Consider the following 22,502-nt stretch of genomic DNA (forward strand, 5'->3'; position numbering starts at 1 on the left):
TAGCTAGAAATTGAATGTCGAGAACGAGTACGCCAAGATATGGTCTGCGATGTATTTGTGAGTGGCGGTAGTTGGGTGTGTCACGCCCCAGAATACATAACTGTCTGAACCATAGGTCGCGCAATCATTAGTCAAGCTGTGGCTTCGTAAATAGTCTGCGGCTGAGCTTCTATTGAGATCAAGACAGGCGTCACTTGCGTTTCGAAAGCCGTGTTGTTCTGGGTTATCGGTAATGCTGGCGAACAACGCACTTGCATCGAACAACACCACGTTTTTCCCTTGGCTCTGGTAATACTCGGCCTGCGCCTTGATGAATTGGTTGAACTCTAAAATCTTGCCACGAACTTTAATGATCTCTTGCTCCGTCGAGTATTTGAATTGCGGCGCTTTGGTCGCATCGGGCAATGTGAACAACAAGATATTACTCGCACCAGATTCCGTTAATCGGATCAGAGCGCTGCCGAAATCAGCTTTGACATCGGCGACTTCTCGATCGTAATTCATAAAGTCATTGAGCCCAAACTCTAGAGTAAACAAGGAGTTTTCTGGGCGATAGTTTTTAGCGACTTTCATGTAGGTTAGGTAAGAGGTGACTTGGTCATAGACGCCAGTCAGCGCGACGTATTGATTGGTACCTGCTGCACCACCCACGGCCCAGTTATAAAGAGGAACATCTTTGGCTTTTGCTAAATATTCGGTCCAGACTAAACCGTTTGAAAAGTGCCCTAAAAACCATGAGTTCGCATTTGGGAAAACCCATTGAGAGCCATTAAATAGGTTGCCAGTGTCAGAGAGGCTATCACCAAAAGTGACAATGCGATTAATGGTATTGGCTTGAACTGCGTTATCGTTGGTCCAGATGGAGTGATTGTAAGAGAAGCGATTGTCTGCGGCAAAGTAGGTGATGTCGGCAGCATCATGCTGGATGCCGAGAGTCTGCTCACAACGCTGTTTGATTTCAGACTGTGGGGTATCACTGTAGAACATGTTCTTGAAAGAAACGGAAGACCACCAATATCCGTTGATCGTGTAATCGTCGCCGTTTTCTTTTTTCGCCCATTTCCAATCGGTGGCTGCAGAGTCGTGCGATGCATCGGTTCGATACCAACATCGAACATAAGAATAAGTCTCTGAACCTTGTGTGCTGAGCACTTGTGCTGATGTCATCGATTCTGGTGTCGGTATCGAGTCATCTGCAGCATAAGCCCCAAATGGTATGGTTAACGCGAGTATTAAAGCCGTATTTTTCATCACTGTATTCTCTTTGATATTTAGTGAGCCAAACAAAACGTTGTTGCTTGTTGATAAGTGGATAAGTAAATAACTGGTACGACCTATATCGAAAATCAATAATTATCGTCAATACATTCAGGTTGTTGGCGTTCCATAATTGGTATAAGTATCAACTTTCCAACGACTTTCTGATTGAAAAATAATCAACACGAAGCGAGAGATTTATCATTTAATATTCGATTTCTGAGAGCTACTACTCGCCAGTTTGTCGGCGTAGATCTAAAAGAGGTGAGCCGGTTTCGTGAGTGTCGGGCTTATCTTTGGTCAAGATAATTGAAGTTTTAGCGTCATTGGTTTTCGTTAAATGTTAATTTAATCAATAATTTATGGTGTGGAAGCCTAGTCTAATTCTATTTGTCTAATGTTCATCACAACTGTTTAATTCAAGTTCAATATCACAAATATCAAGTTGTTATTTTCTGTTTTATAAAATCATCAACTACGGTTCTCTTTACTCATCAGAGGTCTAATCTGTTTAAGGAAAGAGCATTGAAAAAGATATTAATTTGGACTATAGCCTGCCTATCCAGTTTTGGTGTCTATGCCGGAACGAGCGCATCGGCGTTAGAAGTCAGCGGATATACGGACACGAAATATCCCATTATGTTGGTACATGGTTTGTTTGGTTTCGATACATTAGCTGGTGTCGACTACTTCTATGGCGTACCTGAATCCCTAACCAAAGATGGTGCGAGCGTCTATGTAGCGCAAGTATCAGCGACCAATAGCTCTGAAGTACGTGGCGAGCAATTGCTAGCTCAAGTTGAAACACTGTTAGCCGCGACCGGGGCAAGTAAGGTGAACCTAGTTGGTCACAGCCACGGAGGACCAACAGCGCGCTATGTGGCATCAGTACGTCCTGATTTGGTTGCTTCGGTGACGAGCATTGGTGGTGTTCATAAAGGCTCGAAAGTAGCCGACCTCGTGCGTGGAAGCGTATCAGAAGGCTCAGCTGCGGAAGGTATTGCGGTTAAGTTGGCTGGTGGATTGACGACGCTCATCAACCTGTTATCTGGTGGAACGGATCTTGACCAAGATGGCCTTGCATCTCTTGAAGCGTTGACCACTGAAGGTTCGCTTGCATTCAATCAGTTTTACCCTGAAGGCGTTCCGACGTCTGCGTGTGGTGATGGTGAATGGCAAGCAAACAACGGTGTTTATTACTATTCATGGACAGGATCTTCCACTTTTACCAACCTTCTTGATCCTACCGACGGAGCGATGACAATCCTTGGTTTAGCCTTTAACGAACCTAATGACGGGTTAGTGGGAGCATGCAGCGCGCATTTGGGCAAAGTGATTGGTGATGATTACAAAATGAACCACCTAGACGAGATTAATGGGTTGTTGGGTATCCATCATCTCTTTGAGACCGATCCCGTGACGCTATATCGCCAACACGCGAATCGATTGAAATTGGCTGGCCTGTAAGTCGCACTGCCCAAAGTTAAGATCATAAGGAAAATATAATGAAAAAGACCGTCATTTTGTCGATAACTACGATAGCCCTGATGAGTACAGCGGCGGTCTTTTTATATGTGCCTGCAAAAACAGACAATCTAAATTCAAACAACAAACAACAGAACGCCTCCTCATTGAAGGTGACCTCTCAACAAGATACCGAAATTGATAATGCATCAGCCAAAGACATGATGGAATATTTCGTGTCAGGCAATACCGAATTAACCCTTGAAGATATTCGCGACAATGTGGCAAAACACCACGAGCAATCACAAGCTACGATTGTCGATGAAGCACTGTTTGCCAAATATCTTGAGTACAAGTCGGCACTGACATTATTAGACGTGCAATTTGACACCACATCAATATCCGCTGAGGATCTACGCGCACTCAATCAAGCGCTGCTCGAGCTCCAATCTCAATTTTTCAGTGAGAACGAGATAAGTATTCTATTTACCCATGACAACAGAATGAGGGACATCGCTTTAGAAAAGTTACTTCTGAAGCAAGAAGGGCTAGACGAGCCGGAATATCAGCAAAGGCTTGAGTCTTATCTATCTGAGCAGCCAGATTACGTTCAAACGAGCCATCAGAATCAGGTATTACTCCCACAGTTATCCAGTTCAGAAGGTCTAGATGAACAAGGCAAATACTTGAAGAGAAATGAATTGGTCGGCGAAGAAGCGACGCAGAGGCTCGAAGTGCTTGATCAACAAAGATCGGACTTTGAAGGAGCTTTAGAAACTTACTTTGTTGAACGAAATGACATTTTGAATGACTCAGCACTCTCAGAAATTGAACAAAAAGAGACGATTGCCCAGCTCAGGGAAGCTCATTTTCAGCCACAACAGCTTAGAAGGGTAGAAGCGATTGAAAGAATCAGAGCTGCTGAGAATGGTCAGTAAGGTTTGCTGAGTCAGTAGAGCATCTATCAAAAATAAAAAACCAGTCACAAGGACTGGTTTTTTGTTATTAGGTGGGTTGTAACGTAAATAAAGCTAAGTGTTTTTATTTCTCAAACCCTAAAATTTATGCGTTAAACCTTACTCCCTCAACTTAATACCTTAAACCCTATACCTTAAAATAATCCAACTGCTGCTTTTTCTGCTCGGCAAGGTTAGATAGCTCGTGGCTTGCTGCTGCGGCTTGGGTAATGCCGGTTACGTTTTGGCTTACTAGGCTGTATATGTTGGAGATATTGCGGTTGATGTCTGCAGTCACTTGGCTTTGCTCTTCTGCGGCAGAGGCAACCTGAGTGTTGATTTCAGTCATGTCGGTTACTGAGTTAGCTATGCCTGAAAGGGCTGCACTTACCTCGCCTGAGAGCGTTTGGTTATGCTCTAACATAGACAGTGAACTGCTCATGCTCTCATTGGCGTTGCCCGATTGAACCTGCAAGCCTTCGATGATCGCTTGGATCTCTTTAGTTGAATCTTGTGTACGCGCTGCCAGCATTCGAACTTCATCGGCTACAACGGCGAAACCACGGCCACTTTCCCCGGCACGAGCTGCTTCGATTGCTGCATTAAGCGCTAGAAGATTGGTTTGTTCTGAGATGCTTTGAATCACCTCTATCACTTTACCTATTTGCTCCGAGTGCTCTTTTAATGTGCCTACAACGTTTGCCGCTTCGCTCAGCTGAATCGCCATTTGCTCGTTTGCTTGGTTGCTCTCATTAAACAAACTCATGCTGTGTGTCGCCATCTCGTCGGCTTGCTTAGACGCTGAATCGGCTTGTACTGCATTCTCGTTAACGTGTGCAGCTGTGCTCTCAAGTTGGTTTACTGCAGAAGCAACTTGCTCCACCTCTTGCTTCTCTTGATCTGAGTTAGCGCTTGATTGTGTCATCACAGCCGCCAACTCTGTTGATGCAGATGCCACTTCAATACTGATTCGAGAAAGTGAACTTACTGTGTCGCGCAATTGCTCAACCGATTTGTTTACGTCTTGGGCAAGGCGCGAGATCTCGTTATCGCCATACTCTTCAGCTTTAACGAGCAGGTTGCCTTTCGCTACTTCACGCATGGTTTCTTGGATATTGCTAAGCGGTTTAACAATGATGCCAGCAAGCGTCCAACTGATGATTAATGCGATAGAAAGAATCACTAGAAGGGCAATGGTCGCCGTATTCAGTGTGCTGGTGTGTTGTTGGCCATTGATGTCGACTTCTTGAGTGGCAAGCAGGTTGAGCTTTTTAGAAAGCGTGTTGATTGCTTGCACCATGTCATTACCCGCGTGACGGTATTGGTCAATTGCGATCTGGTAGCGGTTATCAAAGTCAGAAGATAGCGTTGAATTGCCATGCTTTGCTCTTAATAGAGGGAGCATGGTGGTGCGAGAAAAGTCGACGTAGTGATTCATCGCTTTGTTCATTGCGGCTACTTCATCTTGCATACCTGGTACGGTATCAAGCGAATTCAGTAGTCGAGTATTCTGGTCACGTTTTTGATTTAGCGTTTCTACTAGTGTCTTTACATCATCAGCATTGAATAGGCTGTAGATGGCCTTGATACGCATGCCATAGCTGTTGTCGACGATTTCGCTAAGTTCTTCTTTATGTAGAATGAGTTGATCTGTTGCTGTTGATACATCTTTAAAAGCATTTTCCAGTTTGTCACCACCGATAATGACACCCGTCAAAAGTAATACGACGGAAAAGAGTACTGGAATAAGAATTTGTATTTTTATCGATAAGCCACTGAGAAGTTGGCGCATGTATTGTCCCTCTTTGAATAAGTAAATGAGCAGAAGCAATTGTTATTATTGTAATTAGCCAGCGATTCTAACTTCTGAGAATGACAATTCAATCAGTAATAGATTCGATTTTGATATATGCGATAGATATTTAATAAATTTTGATTATTTATTGTGCAAACAAGGCTTTAGCCATTTTTAAGATAGGGTTATTTAGCACAGAACCTTGTGTGGTATTAGGTAATTAAAGGGGTGGCGAGATATTGAGCGGTTTGGCTTAAATAGGTTGGAATGAATATTCAGCGCCTATGAATGAGGCCAATTTATTACTTCAAGGCTATTTGGTAGGGGAAAAACAAGAAAATAAATTGTAGTTGTCATATAGGCTTCAATTAAGTGAAACACAACTGTCACATTCAGATTCTAAAGTGGGCACCGTTCAAGCAAAACAACATTACGGCAATAACGCCACTAAAGGAAATTTGTGATGAAAAAGACAGTTATCGGTGCAATCGCACTACTAGGCGCTCTAACAGTGAATACAGCTTCAGCTAAAGAAACTATCTCTGTAGTTGGCTCTAACAGTGCTTCTCCACTGGTTGAAGTTTTTGCAGAAACCTACATGAATAAAGGTGAACCAGTGTTCATCGAAATTCAAGCACCAGGTTCTTCTGCAGGCATCAAAGCAGCAAAAAATGGAAGTGCTGACCTTGGTATCTCTTCTCGTGACCTAAAAGAAGAAGAGAAAACAGCTGACCTGAAAGAGCTAGTTATCGCTCGTGACGGTATCGCAGTTGTTGTTAACCCAAATAACGAAGTATCTGCTCTTACAGCTGAGCAAATCACTTCAATCTACAAAGGCGACATCACTAACTGGAAAGATGTTGGTGGTGCTGACAAGCCAATCGTAGCAATCACTCGTGATACTGCATCTGGTACACGTGGTGCATTCGAAGACATCATGAAACTTAAGAAGAAGATTGGCGATAAGAAAGTATCGGCTATCTCTCAACGTGCACAAGTTGCAAACGGTAACGGCGCACTTAAAGTTTCTGTAGCTAGCAACCCATACGCTATCGGCTTTATCTCTCTAGGTACAGTTGACAACACAGTTCAAGCTCTAACTATCGACGGCGCAGAAGCATCAGTTGATAACGTTAAGAACGGCTCTTACAAAGTTGCTCGTCCTTTCCTAGTTCTTTACAAAGCAGGCGCTCCAACAGCTGAAACTCAACAATTCCTAGACTGGATGGTTGCAGACGAAGCTCAAGCTATCGCTGGTAAGAAAGGCTACATCACAGTTAACTAATCTTAACTGACTCAATCTTAATTATTGCTCAGCCTGCTTTAGGCTGAGCCTTTTCTTTCAACTTTGTTTATTTCGAGTTCTTTTTGAGCCACAAAGTTTGAGATTTTATATATGACCATCGCAAATAGTGAAAAGCTTATGAATACTGAAGCGACTCAAATCAATAAGCCGAGTCTGCGTGCTAAGAAGCGCATTGACTGGAGAGAAAGAATCTTCCACGGCTTGTTCTTATCGAGTGCTGTAATCGGCATCGTATCACTAGCCGTTATCGCTTACTTTATCGTTGCAGAGAGTATCCCTGCATTCCAAGAGGCCGGTGTTTCTGGCATCGTTCTGGGTGTGGATTGGTTACCGCCAGCTCTATTCGGTGTTGCAACTATGATTGTTGCATCGATTGTTTCGACACTTGGAGCTGTAGTTGTTGGTGTACCAGTTGGTGTATTAACCGCTATTTTTATTGCTGAGATTGCTCCAAAGCGTCTTGCCGATATTATTCGACCAGCAGTTGAGCTTCTAGCGGGTATCCCGTCGGTAGTCTACGGCTTCTTCGGTCTAGTAATTATCGTTCCAATGATTCAGAACATTTTCCAAGTACCAGCGGGTAACACTATCTTCGCGGGTATCATTGTTCTGGGTATCATGATTCTTCCTACCGTTATTACGGTTTCTGAAACTTCGATCCGCGCTGTACCTCGTACGTACAAAGAAGGCTCACTTGCACTGGGTGCTTCGAAAATCTACACGATTTTTAAGTTACTCGTTCCTGCTGCACGTTCAGGCATTATGACTGGTGTGATTTTGGGTATCGGTCGTGCTCTAGGCGAAACGATGGCAATCATCATGGTGATGGGTAACGCGCCAGCAATGCCAGAAGGCATTCTGGACTCAGCTCGTACGCTAACAGCAAACATTGCTATTGAGATGTCTTACGCAAGTGGTATCCACGCGAGTGCACTGTACGCAACCGGCGTTGTGCTTCTGGTATTCATCATGATGTTAAATGGTGCTCTGCTTTATCTTAATCGTGAAAAAACGAAGTAGGCGAGGATTAGTAATATGGATCGCGTAAAACTAAAACAAGCACGTCAAACGAAAGATAATATCTTGAAAGGTTTTATCTGGGCGGCAGCAGCAGTCACCGTTGGTTTCTTATTCTGGATCATTTGGTACATCTTATCGAATGGCCTGCAATACGTAGACTGGAACTTCATCACTGACGACTACACTCGTACCGGTGAAGAACGTGGTATTTTCCCAATGATCATCGCCACGATCTACATGGTAATCGCATCAATTGCTGTGGCAGCGCCACTCGGCATCATGACGGCAATATACCTAACTGAATACGCAAAAGTGGGCAGTAAACTGGTTAAAGTGATTCGTTTCTGTACCGAATCTTTGGCGGGTATTCCATCGATTATCTTTGGTTTGTTCGGTATGACCTTCTTTGTTTCGATTCTTGGCCTTGGCTTCTCGATTTTGTCGGGTGCATTAACGCTGAGTATTCTTATTCTTCCTGTAATCATTCGCACTACAGAAGAAGCATTGATGTCAGTACCACAAACTTATCGTGAAGGCTCATACGGCCTTGGCGCTTCAAAAATCTACACTATCTGGCGTTTGATCTTACCAAGCGCAATGCCAGGTATCTTAACTTCGGTCATTCTTAGTATTGGTCGTGTAATTGGCGAATCAGCACCTGTATTCTTAACAGCAGGTATGGTGGCACGTGTTCCTGAATCGGTATTCGATTCTGGCCGTACACTAACGGTTCACCTATATAAGCTGACAACAGAGCTATTTACTATCGATGAGTGGAACCAAGCCTACGGCACGGCAACAGTCCTAATCGTATTGGTTCTCTTGATCAACATGGTTACAAAACTGATTGCGAGACGCTTCAACACGGCAACTTACTAAGCTTATTAGCTGGCTCAACAATAAAAAGAGCCCCCGTGATAAAGAAAGCATCAAGTTAGACACGAATTTAAGAATTTAGAGAATACGAAAATGAACAAATTTGATATTGAGAACCTAGATCTGTTTTACGGCGACAACCAAGCGCTTAAGTCTATTAACCTGCCAATTCCAACGCGTCAGGTAACAGCTCTGATTGGCCCATCTGGTTGTGGTAAATCGACACTGCTACGTTGTTTGAACCGCATGAATGACCTAATTGAAGGCGTTACTATTAAAGGTAAGCTGGATATGGATGGCACGAACATCTACGGTAACATTGATGTGGCTGACCTGCGTATTCGCGTAGGCATGGTATTCCAAAAGCCAAACCCATTCCCAATGAGCATCTACGAGAACGTCGCTTACGGCTTACGTGCTCAAGGTATCAAAGACAAGAAACACATTGATGAAGTAGTAGAAAGCTCACTACGCAGTGCGGCACTTTGGGACGAAGTGAAAGACCGTCTTAAAGCACACGCATTTGGTTTGTCTGGTGGTCAGCAACAGCGTCTATGTATCGCTCGTACGATTGCAATGGAACCGGATGTAATCCTGATGGATGAGCCTACATCTGCACTCGATCCAATCGCGACACACAAGATTGAAGAATTGATGGAAGACCTGAAGAAAGACTTCACTATCGTTATCGTAACGCACTCAATGCAGCAAGCGCGTCGTATTTCAGACCGCACGGCTTTCTTCCTAATGGGAGAGCTTGTAGAGCACAACGAAACGAGTGTTATCTTCAGCGAACCAAAAGATGATCGTACTAAAGGTTACGTAAACGGTGACTTTGGTTAATTCGATTAACTCAGTGCTGCTTTGGTTTTTTTTAAAGACAGTACGCTAACTGAAACGCAGGTTAGATAATCGAATAGATCGACAGAATTATCACTATAACTATAAGCGATGGAAGTTTTGCCCCACTTTAGGTGGGGCTTTTTTATGTCTCTAAAAAAGTCTTAATGTCGATGAAATTTTGGGCAGAAAATCCCATTTTTGTCGTCCTTCTCATGCTTGTGATAATGTAAAAATTGAAATTGCGACCCGCTTAACATCTCATTTTTAGTTACATTGATTGCATATCAATGCTTCGGTATTTTTGCTTCACTCTTAATCGCCAATGGACGGAAGCGTGCCTGTTAAAGCCTTTGCAAAACAAATATCTGCTACTCGCGACCACCGTTTATTGGCAGAGTTTCTTTTTGATTACCTTGCTAAGGTACTCGCGCCAAAAGGGATGGGGATATTTGCAGAACCGATACCGGAAAGCGATTTGTTACCCTTATTTTCTTGTGGTGAGCTAACCTCTCTGGCGAATTATCCTGCGACGTTTTGGCCATGGGTTTCTCAATTCGATACCGCAGATGGCGTGCTCCCAATGTCTATCAATACCTGTAAGTGGGAACACATGAAGGTATTAGGTGGTGAGTCATTCATCATGATGATCGATAATGCGCCTACCTGCAGAACTTATTTAATTGTTCAAAATTGCAATGCAGAGCAGATCAACCAAACCTTCGACCAAGATCTTGATGTCCTTCAACTTGCAGCAGCGCGCTGGCAATGCATTCGTGCAGAAAAGAACGCTGCGCTGGAGATCAAACACCGCGACACGCGTGAAGCACAGTACCTAGATGAGATTAAGCTGCGTGAGCTATTTGTTGAGAACATGAAACTCGTTCATCAGGTGGCATTAGAGCTCTCCAATCCTGACTCTTTGGATGCCTTGTATAAAGCCTCGGTTGAGGCGGTGCGCGACCGCCTAGGTTTCGACCGAGCGATCTTCATGCTATTGGATATGAAAAAGCGCTGTTTTAGCGGGACATACGGCACTGATGAGTCCGGTAAGACCAACAGTGAGCACCATACTCAATATGACTTACACCAGCTTGAAGCTGAATATATTGAGGCCTTGTCTGACAATCACACCAACCTGATTGTTATCGAGCAAGCCCCTCTCTACACCGAAGGAAAAGTGGTCGGGCAGGGATGGAATGGAATGCTTATCTTACGTGAAGGCGATAAACCCGTCGGCTGGATTGCGATGGATAACTACATTCACCGTTCACCCATCACCAATTATCAAAAGCAGATGCTTGAATCTTTTGGCTCTCTACTCTCTCAGATCTACATTCGCAAGCGCCAAGAACAGAACATCCGCATGTTGCACTCAAGTATGGTGGAACTGTCTCGTTGCGATAGCGTAAGCGAAGTCTGTAAATCTGCGGTTAGCTTTGCTATCCAGCACTTAGGGATAGACCGATTAGCGGTTTTTTTAACAGATAAAAATTGCAGTTACATGCAAGGCACGTGGGGCACGGACATAAAAGGCGACATTGTCGATGAATCCTATTACCGCTCAGAGCTGGTGGAGCGTGACATTGTCGCCGCAGCGCGTGCCTGTCCTAATCAAGTCGCCTTTGAAGAGTCCGTGCCTATCTATCACGATTTCAATATCGTGGGAGTCGGTTGGACGGCAATGACAATGCTTACCACCAATACGGGTGAGCCCATTGCGTTTATCGCTGCGGATAACTTGTTGACTCGCAGCCCTTTAACCTCACAGCTCCGTGAGGTGATACGTATCTTCGCTTCTAGTTTAGCTGAGGTGTTACAGAGAACCATGGCGCAAGAGGAGCTCAAAAAGCTCAATGAAACCCTTGAACAAGAGGTCAGTAAGCGCACTCAAGAGCTTGAACGAGCAAATGAGCAGTTGGATATCATTTCTAAATTAGACCCGCTGACACGTCTTGGGAATCGTCGTATGTTGTCGCAGGTGTTAGAAGATCTAAATTGTGACGATCAAGGGGCGTTTGCCACACAACATGAGGTCACATTTGGATTGATCCTTGTCGACCTCGATCACTTTGGTTTGTACAACAGCGTTTATGGCCATACGGAAGGTGACGCTGCTCTGCGCACCATAGGCAAGATACTGAATGCCCATGTTCATAGCGATAAGGAAACTTTCTGTCGTATTGGTGGTGAAGAGTTTATGTTGTTGATGATCGGCACTCATCACTCTGAAACGAAACAGCGTGCAGAGTCGATCAGAAAATGCATTGAAGAGGCGAAGATCCTTCATTGTGAAAGCAGCACCAGTCAGTATTTAACCGCATCTGTCGGCTATGCCTCGATAACCTCAGACCAGCATCAATTCGATTTTGATCTGCTGTATGGCAAGGCCGACAAAGCTTTGTATCAAGCCAAAGACTCAGGGCGAAATCGAATTGTCTCTGCTCTAAAGCGAAGAAAGGTTGCGACGCCACTGACTTAGTGTGGCATTTATTTTTTCTGTTTTTAAAAACGAATGAAGCCGTGATGATCACAATGTGGTCATCACGGCTTCGTTCTTTTTTGCTTACTTATATTTCCTGCTTAACTAGCTTTCTGCTTACTTAGAACGCCGGTTAATTAAAGCCTTTCTAATGTGCTCTTGTGTGCTTTGATCGAGATGCGTTTTGGCTTCTTAACCGCTTTGATGGCAAGAGCTGGATCCCATGACTGACTTGGTGAGCCAGCTTCAGCATAGAGGCTCTGATTTAGCTTGGTGAGCTCGGCCTCGACGGTTTCTAACGTCTCACCACTCAAGTCTGAGTTTTCTGTTTTCCATTGCTCAAACAAGGTTCTTGTCATCACGCCATCTTTTGCTTTCAGCGCGGTAATCAGCGCTTCTACTGTATCGGATTGACGTTCATCTTGGCGCTTTGGTTTTACTGTTGTATGGCGGCGTGACCAGAAGTAGAAAGCAACTGCAGAACTGATTAACCACAAGGCAGCAAACAGCGCGGTTAGGTAAGGCCATATTCCAGGGTTATCAACGGTAACAATCGTCGGGCTGGCTTGTTTGGTGGGTGTTTCTATCACAGGAGGCGGCGTGCTTGATATCGCGCGGTCACTTGCCTGGACCGACAACTCAAGCCCAAGAGCTTTACTGGTCTCTTGTGATTGCGAATCGGTGTTAAACCAAGTTTGAGAAACATCAGGCAGAGAGATGCTTCCAGATTCCTTAGGGATTAGAACCTGCTTATACACCACGATAGCATTACCGGATTGGGTAGTGCCAAATTGCGGTTTTTCTTCATAAACACGCACCGATTTAGGGTAGGTGATGTTCAGTTTTGGTAACTGGTGTTGGGTCAAGTTGCTGGCTGTCATTGTGATGGTTCGAGTTAACGAATCACCCGCTTCCATTTCAATTTTTTGCTTGTCGTCACTTAAAGCATTGCTATCTGTCAGCTTGTTGCCTTGGCTATCTGACCATTTCTGAATCAATTTGAAGTTCGATGTTGGTAACCACTCACCTTGATAGCCTTGTGGTACAGGTTTCACTGTGACATCTAAGGTTTCAACAGGCGTGTCGAGCTGGAAAAGGCGCGTTGTGCTTGAGTTGTTGGTTGAGTAAACAACAGCACCAGTTAACTTTGGCCCTTGAAGCTGGAATTGTCCTGCTTGCTGTGACGATATATGGAAAGATTGCTGAACAACCGTAACTTCTTGTCCGTTGATAACATCTTGAAATTGCTTAGACTCTCCAACTGGTTCCACGTCTAATTGCGCTGAACTTGGTGGCGCAATTTTAGGATCTTGAAGTCTTCTCGGATCAGCCTTAATGATGAGTTTTACATCAAGCTCCGCGACTTCTTGAGGGTACAGCGAGTCTTTACTCAGATTAAGTTGAAACTCGGCCATATCACTCTGCTTTGGAGCGGCTTTATTAACCGAAACGTTGATGGTGATCGGTTGGGTTTTTGCGCCTTCAATATCAAAGCTAGGAATATCGAATTGGCCTAATCGAAGTGGGGCAAGGGTAATATTCCATTCGCTAGACACAGTGCGGCTGCCATTGACGATTCGCATTGACGACCCAAATCTTGGGGTGCTGACGTAGAAATCCTTCTGAAGGGGGGATAGATCTAAAGCACCGGACGATACTTTTTCATCGGTCGCCACTCTAAGTAGGAAGACTTCATCTTTGGTAACACTGTTTTGCGAAACACTCGCAACAGCGTTCGCTGCGAATACAGAATGTGACGAGAAAACACCGATTAGCAGTGTCAGTAGTATTGATAAAAATGGCTTGTTTAAAAATCGCATGGTTACCACTTTTTGTTTTGGTTGTTAGGAGCACTTTTTTGTCGTGCTTGTAGAATCATTTGCGCTTTAAGCAGTTGGCTCGGATCACGAGCGCTTTCTACTTGCTCAAGTTTTCGCATATCAGGATCGCTCGACATCGGTTGACCTGATACTTGCGCTTCGGCTTGTTGAGCGCTGTTATCACTGTCTTTCTTCGCAGCCTTTTGTGCTTGAGCAGTCTGAGATGCTGAGTCGTCTTTATCTTGTGACGGCTCATCTGCTTGACCCGCTTTGTTTTGTTGCTCAGCTTGCTTGTCGTTTTCTTCATCCGCCTTGGAATCAGAGCGGCTATCAGCTTGGCTTTGGTCAGTATTTTGAGCTTGGCTTTCACTTTGATCTTGTTTGTTGCTTTGATCTTGGCTGCCGCTTTGACTTTGCGACTTGCCATTGTCAGCAGAGCTTTGTTGTTGATCCTGCGAGCTTTGCGAAGAATCATTTTGCTGACCTTGCTGACCTTGCTGACCTTGCTGGTCTTGTTCGTTTTGGTCTTTGGAGTCAGAATCGCCTTGCTGTTGCTGTTGCTGTTGCTGTTGCTGTTGCTGTTGCTGTTGCTGTTGCTGTTGCTGTTGCTGTTGCTGTTGCTTCTGAGCCTGTTCGACAACCTCTAGGTTCTTCTTCGCATAAGCGTGTTCAGGGTTGCTTTCGAGAATACGTTGATACTCTTTTATCGCTTGGTCGTACTTGCCTTGCTTTGCTTGTGCATTGGCGAGATTGTAGCGAGCATCTTCTCCAGAAAGACCTTGCAGCGTCTGTTCGGCTGCTTCGAAATCACCGGCTTTGTATTGCGCAATGCCTTTCCATTCTTGTTGCTCGAACTGCTCTGCGGCTTGTTGAAAGTCCTCATCTTGATACAACTGATAACCCACTTGGTCATCGGTTTTCCAAGGATTTGCAAACGCAGTATTCGGCTGGCTAAACGATACAAGCACAGCTAGGCCACACCAAATGACCCCTTTTCGGAATAGCCCAAGGGCAGGAAGTAACAGAAACGGCAATAACCAGAAACCGTTGTTCACTCTGGTGTTGAGTGAGTTATTGGTCTTGGTGACTTCTGATGTTGTCGCAACTCGGTCGAGATAACTTGCGATGTGCTCAACATCTGAGTTATTAAATTGCACCTCGGTGAATGTGCCACCAGAGCGACGAGTCAGGTCGCGCATATTGTTTAAGTTAGTTTTCGCAACCACGGTTTGCCCTGAATCTGTTTGCAGCATCGACCCACTTGGTAGAGAGATCGGTGCGCCACTTTCCGTGCCTACAGCCAATACTGATAATGTCCAATTGCTGCCAGAGAGTAGCGATTCGATCTCTTTCTTCTCTTGAGCATCGATATCATCGCCAATCAGTACCAGATCGCCTTGATAGATATGAGCACGAGTCATCATCTCAATCGCGAGTTTGACTGCTGACGCAGCATCACCGCCTTGGAAGGGCATGATATCCGGAGAGAGATTAGGGACTAGGTTCTTGATGGTATTGATGTCTGACGTCAAAGGACTAATGGTGTAAGCATCACCTGCGTAGGCCACCATGCCAGTTAAGCCTTCTTGCCATAATGAGAGCAGATCCAAAGCCTTGTATCGCGCCTGTGTTAAACGGTTCGGTTTAATATCGGTGGCATACATAGACATCGACATATCCATGATCACAACTCGCGCCTGCGTTTTTTCAAAGCTCGGCTGTTCATTTTTTTCAAAGCTTGGTCCAGTCAACGCGATGACACCGACTATCCACCAAATACCAAAGTAAGTACTGCGGTTTTTCGATGGCTTGCTCGATTCAGGAGCCAAGTAGCGGGCGATATGTGACGCCAATAACCCTTGCTTCGATTGTCTTTTGCTAAGCCACCAAATAGCGGGCAGCGCGGCAAGAGCCAAGAACCAATATGGGTAGATAAAAGTAAAGTTAGACATTGTTTCTCCTAATGGCTAACAGCATAAATGCGAAGAACATTGCCGCAGACAGTGGCCATACGAACCACTCTTGTTGCGGTCGCCATATCTTAGTGGCGTTTGTCACGGGTTCTAACTGATTGATGGTGTCGTAAATAGTTGCCAGTTCTTTGCTGTCTCGCGCTCGGAAGTATTGACCGCCAGTGCGCTTGGCGATTTCCATTAGCGTGCGTTCATCTAAGTCTTGAGCAGTATTGACCTTACGAGTCATGAAGAACTCTTTGACCATCATTTCGCCCGCACCGACACCTACGGTATAGATCGTCGCGTTGTACTTCTTAGCAATATCCGCAGCTTCTAGTGGATCTAATACGCCCGCGGTATTGCTGCCGTCACTAAGTAGGATCATCACACGCTGAGGGGCGTCACTGTCGACAAAGGTTTTGGTGGCAAGGCCGATACCATCACCGATCGCAGTTTGAGTACCAATCAGCTTTAGCACTGCCTGATTGAGCTGTTGTGAGAGCGTGTCTCTGTCTAAAGTCAGTGGCGTCTGCAAGTAGGCGTGATCAGCAAATAACACCAATCCAACTCGGTCGCCTTTTCGTCGCTCAATAAAGTCACTCAATACATGTTTCACTGCCGATAAGCGATCGATGTACTCGCCATTGAACTGCATGTCTTCTTGGCTCATCGAGTAGGAGAGGTCGACAACCAACATTAAGTCTCGGTGTTTTGGTTGAAACTCAACTGGTTCGCCGTACCAAACTGGACGTGCCATCGCCGTTACCAATAAAAGCCAGATGATGACCGATAAGGCTTTGGGTAAGCGACTGCTTGGCGTTTTGGTATTGCTGTCCTCGGGCAAAAACGGAAGCCTTAGCGCGCTGCTTGATTCTGATTTTGGTGACAATAGGTAAACAAGGAGCGGCAGTGGTACTAGGATAAACATCCACCACCAAACGAACTCGATGTTTATTATGCTCTTGCTTAGAAACATAGAGCTTAGAAAATCACTCATAACGACCTCGCTTTGGAGGAAGGGCTTTACGAAGCCAGGTTTCGCAGTCATTAACCAATTGCTGCTGAGCCTTTTTCTGCTCGTCGTTTATTAAAGCTGAATCTTGGTAGAGCGCTTGTTGCCATTGCGATTTTTTTGCGGCGAACAACGGTTTTGCCAATTGCGCATCTAAGAACTCCAACCAATCATCACCAGACAAGCCTGCTACTTTTTCGCGTGGGAAATAGCTCAGCGCTGCTTGACGAAGGATGTCTTGAGCTGCACTCGGAGACAAAGCATTTGAAGGCTGACTACTACGCAAGCAAGCAAGTGCTTCGTTCTTCGCGTGTTGGTTCTTTTGTCTGCGTTTTACAATGAAAAACACTAAGGCGATCAGAGCAATAGCCGTAATAATCACAGCCCACCAACCCCATGCCAAAGGCCACCATGATGGTGCATCTGGTGCAATGACTGGGCTTAAATCTAAGGACTGATTCATGACTGAGATCCTGATATCTGGCTCATTAGTGACTGCGCACTAGACAGAGAGCTATAAGGTATCGCGAGAGATAAACTAAGTTTCTGCAACTGCTGCTTCTTTAATGAAAACGCTTGGTTAAGCTTTTCCTTTTCTTTATTAGAAGAGAAGTTGAACCACTGAGTTTTGTCGCCATCGGTCACCTGTTTAGATCCTTTGTAGGTAGTTTCACCTTGCTCCAACGGGTCGTAAAAATGCACCAAGCGAACTCGATTATGTCGACGTATTTGATTGATAAGTGAGTAATTACTTTCGTTATAACGGACAAAATCACTGAGCATAATGATATCGCTGCCTTTCGGGCAAAGCTGATGAAGAGACTTCAGCCCATGCTCCAAGGTTGTGTCGCTGTGATTGTCTTGGTTGGTCAGCGCTGCGTTATTGATTTCTATGACTTTTTGTAAAATACGCAGCGGAGCATGGTTGCTAGCACTTGGTTTAATCTCAATGATCTCTTGGCCAGTATCTATCACTGCGCCAATACGATCCTTTTGAGCAACGGTTAACCAGCAAAGTTGGCTGGCAAAGTGCGCGAGTTGAACCGATTTAAGCAACAAGGTTGAGCCGAAAATCATACTGCTCGATAGATCTAAGAACAAAATCACAGGCTGTTCTCTTTCTTCAGAAAACAGTTTGGTATGCGCCTTGCCTGTTCTCGCCGTGACACGCCAATCAATGCTGCGGATATCGTCACCCGCCTGATATTGACGAACCTCAGAGAAATTCATCCCGCGACCTTTGCGATTGCTCTCGTGTTGACCGTTAAGCTGAGACCAAAGGCTCTTCGCTGGAGGCAACCAGCGAACAGACTGCGCCTTGTATTGCAGCAGTTCGTCCAGATTTAACGTGACACCGTCACTATGGTTGGGTAATTGATTATTCATGCGCGTATCCCTATGCGCTACCAACCAACGAGATAAGGTGAGCGATCACTTGGTTTGCAGTGACCCCTTCGGCTTGTGCGTGGTAGCTACGCAGTAGGCGGTGGCGTAGTACAGGGAATGCCATCGCTTGAACATCTTGTGGCGTGACGTAATCTCGTCCTGCAAGCCAAGCGTGAGCGCGGGCACAACGGTCTAACGCAATGGTTGCACGAGGGCTAACACCCATGTCTAACCATTGATCAAGTTGGTCGCTGTATTGCTTAGGTTGGCGAGTCGCCATAACCAGTCGAATAATGTACTGCTCGATGGTATCTGCCATGTGAATGTTGAGCACTTCTTGGCGAGCTTCGAAGATAGTTTGTTGAGAGATAGGCTCTGGTTGAACAGGTTGGTTGCCTTGAGCTTCGCCTCTGTTTAGGCGCAAGATCTCAAGCTCACTTTCCATGTCTGGATAAGCGACTTCTAAATGCAGCAAGAAACGGTCTAACTGAGCTTCTGGTAGCGGGTAAGTACCTTCTTGTTCAATCGGGTTTTGCGTTGCCATCACCAAAAACAGATCAGGTAGAGCATAGGTTTTTCGACCTGCGGTTACCTGTTTCTCGGCCATCGCTTCTAACATCGCGGCTTGTACTTTCGCTGGAGCACGGTTGATCTCATCCGCTAGAATAAGCGAGTTAAAAATAGGTCCAGATTGGAAGGTGAACTCTCCGGTTTCTGGACGGAAAATATCGGTACCAGTTAGGTCGGCAGGCAATAGATCGGGAGTGAACTGAATACGATGAAAATCTCCCTCGACACAGTCAGCCAGCGACTTGACGGCGCGGGTTTTTGCCAACCCGGGAGGCCCTTCAACTAGGATGTGACCATCTGCCAATAAGGCGATCATCAGTTGCTTTACGAGCTCTTGCTGACCAATGATTTGAGACTCTAAGTAGTTTTGAAGGATTTCGAAGTTATTTTTATGCATTTTTGGACTCTCTGGGGGCCATTTGATTCTTATTTTGAGTATTGGTCACTTATTAATAGGAAAAAGTTCCAGTACATCTACGTAATTTATTTTTCCAAAAATGGAATGATTTACAAGTGTTTAGCCAAAGTAACGTTAAGCTCAACGGTTTTACCATAGTCAGACTTAAAAGGCGTGTTTTAGTGTTAACCAAAAGTTGTCGTCTTCATCGGTATTTATCGCCATGCTCGTTTCTTTTGTAATGTTGTGACCCACTTGAGTGACGAGCTCAAATAAACGAATTTTTCGTCCATTAACGCTGTAGGTATATTGGGGTACCAAGTTGACGAACCAGTCGTCGGCGACTTGCCAGCGAATAAAGGTATACAAGGTGACGATCGATGTATCTGGAAACAGCGCCTTTTGAGCTTGCTTATCGTCTGTCCACGTTTCGCCATATAGAAGGGCTGGGTTAATCCTAAGTTTATCTGAGATAGGAATTATCTGGATGGCGCCAACAGAAGCTCGGTTAACGGGAATCGCATTGGCATTGTTGCGCTGCATATCGACAAATAATCCCGTCCCACTTTGTTTATAGATAGAAAAGTGACGTAGATGTACGGTTTCAAAATCGTCTTTAAATTGAATGAAGCTGTTGTGACCAAATGCACTGTCGGGGCTGTTGAATCCGAATTGTGCGATGGCACCATATCCATTGGTTCCTGTTCGTATTCCCAGAAATGAGCTTAGCGCGGTAGGATCGTCTAGATCTTCTATTTGTTCTAGCTCTGGTTCTAATTCTAGTTCTTCTGTTTGCGCTGCTTGTGCCGTTATAAGAAAAGACATGAGCGACAGCAATGATAGTAGTTTGAGTAGCATGGCAACCTCAGAAAATTGATGGTATTCGGTCATAGATGGCAGGCGGGGAACCTGCCATTTCATAGATATCAGGCTAGGATTAGCCTTCCATGCAAGGGAGCATGAGCTCGAACTTGTTGGTCGTTGTGTAGAAGGTCCTTGGGTAGTATTCCCCCATCACTGGAGCAATATCTTTGTCCTGCGGGATGTTCTGGATAGCATGCGTGAATTTCGGTGAAGCGAGCATATGTCGAATTTGCACAATTGATGCATCTTCATCAATAATGCCATCTCCATTGTCTGACATTGGAAGCCAACCGACGCCACATTGTGCAAAGGCATTACGTGGTCTATCGGCGGCACGGCTCACCACGACGGTGTAATAACCATCTTTATCGACGGGAATATTTTCATCGTGAAGGCAGTCGTTCACTTTCGTCACAGCAAACCCTTGGTTAGAACAGACTGACCAATAACGAAGTTCGCCGGCGGTCATTTCTTTATCACCATCAATGGTTTTTGGCGTGACAGGTGCTTTCGCTCTTAGTACGTAGACAGGGCCATGTTTGCGATTGACGACGGTTCTAATGTAGTTGTTATCAAGATTTGGGTAGAAGCCACCCGTGCTACGTCTAGCTTCAGGATTGATTTTCCCTGTGTAGATGCCTAACAAGCTTTCTCGGTCGAGTTGAATGTGCCAGGTCGAGGGATTGGTTGCAGGAAAACCAACGGGTTTGTTAGGTTGTGACACCAGCTCTCGGTACTTATCGACTGGGATTCCCAAAGCATTGATCTTGGCTTTGAGTGGTTGTGCACTATTCATTGCATCACAAGCCTCTTGGCCTCTGAGCTCTTTGCCAGACGCTAGAGTTAGCACTGGCTCGGGTAGCGACGCATCTCCGGTCCCATCGCTGTTTTCGTCTTTTGCATAGATCCGATAGATCAGAGTTTGTTGATTTGCCAGCGATCTCGGCGCATGTAGCTCATCCATCTCAAGGCCGTCACGCACTTGGCCTGCGGTGTAATCAGTTTTAGGTTGAGAGTCGAGTATCTTTACTTGATAACTTCTTAACACACTGTCGCGCTGATTCCCTTCTCTGAAAGGGTTCACGCTGCTTTGGTTGGGTTTGATCATATAATCGGGTAACGATTGTAACGGCCTTCCATGGTCATCATAGCTAATCAATGACATGTAACGTGAATGGGGAAATTGCCCTTCTAACCTGAGCTTTGCATCATCAGGAACGGTAAACGTCGCTCCCCAATATTTCACTGCAGCGTCGGGATACGCAACGTTGATGAATGGGTCTGCAGATACTGGACCTAAACGGAAGAAACATGTTCTTTCTCCTGGAATACCTTCAAACTGATCATTGGCGGCAGACACTGTACTCCAACTGGCACATGTGATTAAAACTGTTGCGATTGAGCCTTTACTGAGCCAACGGCTCAATGTGGTTGCGGATGGCATTTGCATTCTTAAATCCTCTTTTCACGACCTTGTGGTGTTTCCTAATATTTCTGTTTGATTAATTGTTAATTTGTCTGTAACAATTAATTAACAATCTATCAGGGGCGAGTTGAGAACAATGTGTAAAATCTTACATTCTAGTGTCGTTCACTCGATGAGTCGGGAAGAGCTGCAATCAATGCTGGTTCGAGTATTAACAGAGGATCCAACCTTATCGCGGCTTGATCAGGGCGCGATCGAAGAAATTATCCAAGCTGCTAGAATAGAAACCTATAAAATTCCGACATTACTGAATTCAGCCTATACCTCGGTTGATACCATGCGTCTCGTGGTTAAGGGCCATATTGAACTGATGAGTTACAGTGAAAGTGGTGATGAGGCGTGCATTGCAATATTAGGTCCAAACAGTTGGCTGACGTGGATAGGGTGCTTTGATGATCAACCGACCAACCATAATTTCTATTCTTCTCCTGATGCGATTGTCGTGGCTATTCCGGTGACAAAAATGAGAGATATTGCCGATCGTTATCCGGGGCTCTACAAAATTGCGATTCGTGAAATCAGCTTTCGTTTTCGACTTTTAATGGAGTGGACGACGGAGTCCGTGCTGTTAAAAAATGAATTTCGGGTCGCTAAGTTACTCTTATTAGTCAGTCGTTTAAATGGGGTGCCGAACGAACTCAATTCGATCTTATATACTCAAGATAAGTTGGCGCATCTGTCTCGGTGTACCCGTCAAACACTCAGTCGTTCTCTGCAGCAATTAGCGAAAGAAGGCATGATTGAGATTGGCTATCGACGCATTGATATCCTCAATGAGGACAAACTTAATGCCTTCATAGCTGAAGGGTTAGCGTGTTAAAGATCATTAAATAACTCAAGCGAATGCTAAGAAGGTAATGACATTGACCTTGTTAATCTTTATTCCAAGAGAAAATGATTGAGTTGTTACATCATATTTGCAAATTTTTGCGATAATCCTATCTAGTTTTATTGGTTTTGGCCGATACATCACTCAGATTGTGCATTTCTGATTGGAGTGCACTAAAAAAGTCCTG

18 protein-coding genes are annotated in these 22,502 nt (G+C 45.0%); 8 read left to right on the forward strand and 10 right to left on the reverse strand.

The annotated features are described in order from the left end of the window. Positions 1-3: 3 nt before the first annotated feature. The gene (locus QUF19_RS21725; protein WP_286303283.1) at positions 4-1,251 is read right to left on the reverse strand and encodes an SGNH/GDSL hydrolase family protein; all 1,248 of its coding nucleotides are present in this window, start codon (positions 1,249-1,251) and stop codon (positions 4-6) included. A 531-nt stretch (positions 1,252-1,782) separates the two neighbouring features. Here QUF19_RS21725 and QUF19_RS21730 point away from each other — a divergent pair. Both QUF19_RS21730 and QUF19_RS21735 read left to right on the forward strand, forming a co-directional pair. Continuing rightward, the gene (locus QUF19_RS21730; RefSeq protein WP_286303264.1) at positions 1,783-2,724 is read left to right on the forward strand and encodes a lipase family alpha/beta hydrolase; all 942 of its coding nucleotides are present in this window, start codon (positions 1,783-1,785) and stop codon (positions 2,722-2,724) included. Between the two features lie 38 nt (positions 2,725-2,762). After that, positions 2,763-3,659, forward strand: a complete 897-nt coding sequence (locus QUF19_RS21735; protein ID WP_286303265.1) for a lipase secretion chaperone — start codon at positions 2,763-2,765, stop codon at positions 3,657-3,659. Positions 3,660-3,825: 166 nt separating this feature from the next. Here QUF19_RS21735 and QUF19_RS21740 read toward each other — a convergent pair whose 3' ends face one another. After that, the gene (locus tag QUF19_RS21740; RefSeq protein ID WP_286303266.1) at positions 3,826-5,469 is read right to left on the reverse strand and encodes a methyl-accepting chemotaxis protein; all 1,644 of its coding nucleotides are present in this window, start codon (positions 5,467-5,469) and stop codon (positions 3,826-3,828) included. Between the two features lie 466 nt (positions 5,470-5,935). On the opposite strand from QUF19_RS21740, the gene QUF19_RS21745 reads away from it, so the two are divergent. From QUF19_RS21745 to QUF19_RS21765, 5 genes are all read left to right on the forward strand, one after another. After that, complete coding sequence (locus QUF19_RS21745) at positions 5,936-6,757, forward strand: phosphate ABC transporter substrate-binding protein (protein ID WP_017108956.1); 822 nt, start codon at positions 5,936-5,938, stop codon at positions 6,755-6,757. A gap of 111 nt (positions 6,758-6,868) precedes the next feature. Beyond that, the gene (gene pstC, locus QUF19_RS21750; RefSeq protein WP_004732040.1) at positions 6,869-7,798 is read left to right on the forward strand and encodes a phosphate ABC transporter permease subunit PstC; all 930 of its coding nucleotides are present in this window, start codon (positions 6,869-6,871) and stop codon (positions 7,796-7,798) included. 15 nt (positions 7,799-7,813) lie between these two features. Beyond that, complete coding sequence (gene pstA, locus QUF19_RS21755) at positions 7,814-8,677, forward strand: phosphate ABC transporter permease PstA (protein ID WP_102438304.1); 864 nt, start codon at positions 7,814-7,816, stop codon at positions 8,675-8,677. A 90-nt stretch (positions 8,678-8,767) separates the two neighbouring features. After that, on the forward strand, positions 8,768-9,517 hold the full coding sequence (pstB, locus tag QUF19_RS21760) for a phosphate ABC transporter ATP-binding protein PstB (protein ID WP_004732036.1): 750 nt from the start codon (positions 8,768-8,770) through the stop codon (positions 9,515-9,517). Positions 9,518-9,851: 334 nt separating this feature from the next. Beyond that, the gene (locus tag QUF19_RS21765; RefSeq protein WP_286303267.1) at positions 9,852-11,996 is read left to right on the forward strand and encodes a sensor domain-containing diguanylate cyclase; all 2,145 of its coding nucleotides are present in this window, start codon (positions 9,852-9,854) and stop codon (positions 11,994-11,996) included. 137 nt (positions 11,997-12,133) lie between these two features. Here QUF19_RS21765 and QUF19_RS21770 read toward each other — a convergent pair whose 3' ends face one another. The 8 genes from QUF19_RS21770 to QUF19_RS21805 form a co-directional block, all read right to left on the reverse strand. After that, entirely contained in the window at positions 12,134-13,816 is a 1,683-nt protein-coding gene (locus QUF19_RS21770) for a BatD family protein (RefSeq protein WP_286298932.1), read from the reverse strand. A gap of 2 nt (positions 13,817-13,818) precedes the next feature. After that, positions 13,819-15,768, reverse strand: a complete 1,950-nt coding sequence (locus QUF19_RS21775) for a VWA domain-containing protein (protein WP_286298933.1) — start codon at positions 15,766-15,768, stop codon at positions 13,819-13,821. Further along, the gene (locus QUF19_RS21780) at positions 15,761-16,768 is read right to left on the reverse strand and encodes a vWA domain-containing protein (protein ID WP_286298934.1); all 1,008 of its coding nucleotides are present in this window, start codon (positions 16,766-16,768) and stop codon (positions 15,761-15,763) included. The genes QUF19_RS21775 and QUF19_RS21780 overlap by 8 nt, the downstream gene beginning before the upstream one ends. Then, positions 16,761-17,246 carry a DUF4381 domain-containing protein gene (locus QUF19_RS21785; protein ID WP_286298936.1) on the reverse strand — a complete coding sequence of 162 codons (486 nt, stop codon included), beginning with the start codon at positions 17,244-17,246 and terminating at the stop codon, positions 16,761-16,763. The genes QUF19_RS21780 and QUF19_RS21785 overlap by 8 nt, the downstream gene beginning before the upstream one ends. Then, positions 17,243-18,169, reverse strand: a complete 927-nt coding sequence (locus QUF19_RS21790) for a DUF58 domain-containing protein (protein WP_286298937.1) — start codon at positions 18,167-18,169, stop codon at positions 17,243-17,245. The genes QUF19_RS21785 and QUF19_RS21790 overlap by 4 nt, the downstream gene beginning before the upstream one ends. Before the next feature lie 10 nt (positions 18,170-18,179). Continuing rightward, entirely contained in the window at positions 18,180-19,136 is a 957-nt protein-coding gene (locus QUF19_RS21795) for an AAA family ATPase (RefSeq protein WP_017084836.1), read from the reverse strand. A 165-nt stretch (positions 19,137-19,301) separates the two neighbouring features. Continuing rightward, a complete protein-coding gene (locus QUF19_RS21800; RefSeq protein WP_286298939.1) occupies positions 19,302-19,961 on the reverse strand; it encodes a hypothetical protein in 660 nt (219 codons plus the stop codon). 112 nt (positions 19,962-20,073) lie between these two features. Next, positions 20,074-21,450 carry a hypothetical protein gene (locus tag QUF19_RS21805; RefSeq protein ID WP_286298940.1) on the reverse strand — a complete coding sequence of 459 codons (1,377 nt, stop codon included), beginning with the start codon at positions 21,448-21,450 and terminating at the stop codon, positions 20,074-20,076. A 172-nt stretch (positions 21,451-21,622) separates the two neighbouring features. Here QUF19_RS21805 and QUF19_RS21810 point away from each other — a divergent pair, with 172 nt between their 5' ends. Next, positions 21,623-22,306 (forward strand): Crp/Fnr family transcriptional regulator, encoded by a 684-nt coding sequence (locus QUF19_RS21810; protein ID WP_286298941.1) that lies wholly within the window; start codon positions 21,623-21,625, stop codon positions 22,304-22,306. Positions 22,307-22,502 lie beyond the last annotated feature (196 nt).

Source organism: Vibrio sp. FE10, from assembly GCF_030297155.1.
Taxonomy (GTDB): Bacteria; Pseudomonadota; Gammaproteobacteria; order Enterobacterales; family Vibrionaceae; genus Vibrio; species Vibrio apostichopi.

Bases quoted from the DNA above. Each gene is read 5' to 3' on its own strand.
- QUF19_RS21725 (WP_286303283.1), bottom strand. From the start codon at position 1,251: ATGAAAAATACGGCTTTAATACTCGCGTTAACCATACCATTTGGGGCT.
- QUF19_RS21735 (WP_286303265.1), top strand. From the start codon at position 2,763: ATGAAAAAGACCGTCATTTTGTCGATAACTACGATAGCCCTGATGAGT.
- QUF19_RS21740 (WP_286303266.1), bottom strand. From the start codon at position 5,469: ATGCGCCAACTTCTCAGTGGCTTATCGATAAAAATACAAATTCTTATT.
- QUF19_RS21745 (WP_017108956.1), top strand. From the start codon at position 5,936: ATGAAAAAGACAGTTATCGGTGCAATCGCACTACTAGGCGCTCTAACA.
- pstC (WP_004732040.1), top strand. From the start codon at position 6,869: ATGACCATCGCAAATAGTGAAAAGCTTATGAATACTGAAGCGACTCAA.
- pstA (WP_102438304.1), top strand. From the start codon at position 7,814: ATGGATCGCGTAAAACTAAAACAAGCACGTCAAACGAAAGATAATATC.
- pstB (WP_004732036.1), top strand. From the start codon at position 8,768: ATGAACAAATTTGATATTGAGAACCTAGATCTGTTTTACGGCGACAAC.
- QUF19_RS21770 (WP_286298932.1), bottom strand. From the start codon at position 13,816: ATGCGATTTTTAAACAAGCCATTTTTATCAATACTACTGACACTGCTA.
- QUF19_RS21775 (WP_286298933.1), bottom strand. From the start codon at position 15,768: ATGTCTAACTTTACTTTTATCTACCCATATTGGTTCTTGGCTCTTGCC.
- QUF19_RS21780 (WP_286298934.1), bottom strand. From the start codon at position 16,768: ATGAGTGATTTTCTAAGCTCTATGTTTCTAAGCAAGAGCATAATAAAC.
- QUF19_RS21785 (WP_286298936.1), bottom strand. From the start codon at position 17,246: ATGAATCAGTCCTTAGATTTAAGCCCAGTCATTGCACCAGATGCACCA.
- QUF19_RS21790 (WP_286298937.1), bottom strand. From the start codon at position 18,169: ATGAATAATCAATTACCCAACCATAGTGACGGTGTCACGTTAAATCTG.
- QUF19_RS21795 (WP_017084836.1), bottom strand. From the start codon at position 19,136: ATGCATAAAAATAACTTCGAAATCCTTCAAAACTACTTAGAGTCTCAA.
- QUF19_RS21800 (WP_286298939.1), bottom strand. From the start codon at position 19,961: ATGTCTTTTCTTATAACGGCACAAGCAGCGCAAACAGAAGAACTAGAA.
- QUF19_RS21805 (WP_286298940.1), bottom strand. From the start codon at position 21,450: ATGCAAATGCCATCCGCAACCACATTGAGCCGTTGGCTCAGTAAAGGC.
- QUF19_RS21810 (WP_286298941.1), top strand. From the start codon at position 21,623: ATGCTGGTTCGAGTATTAACAGAGGATCCAACCTTATCGCGGCTTGAT.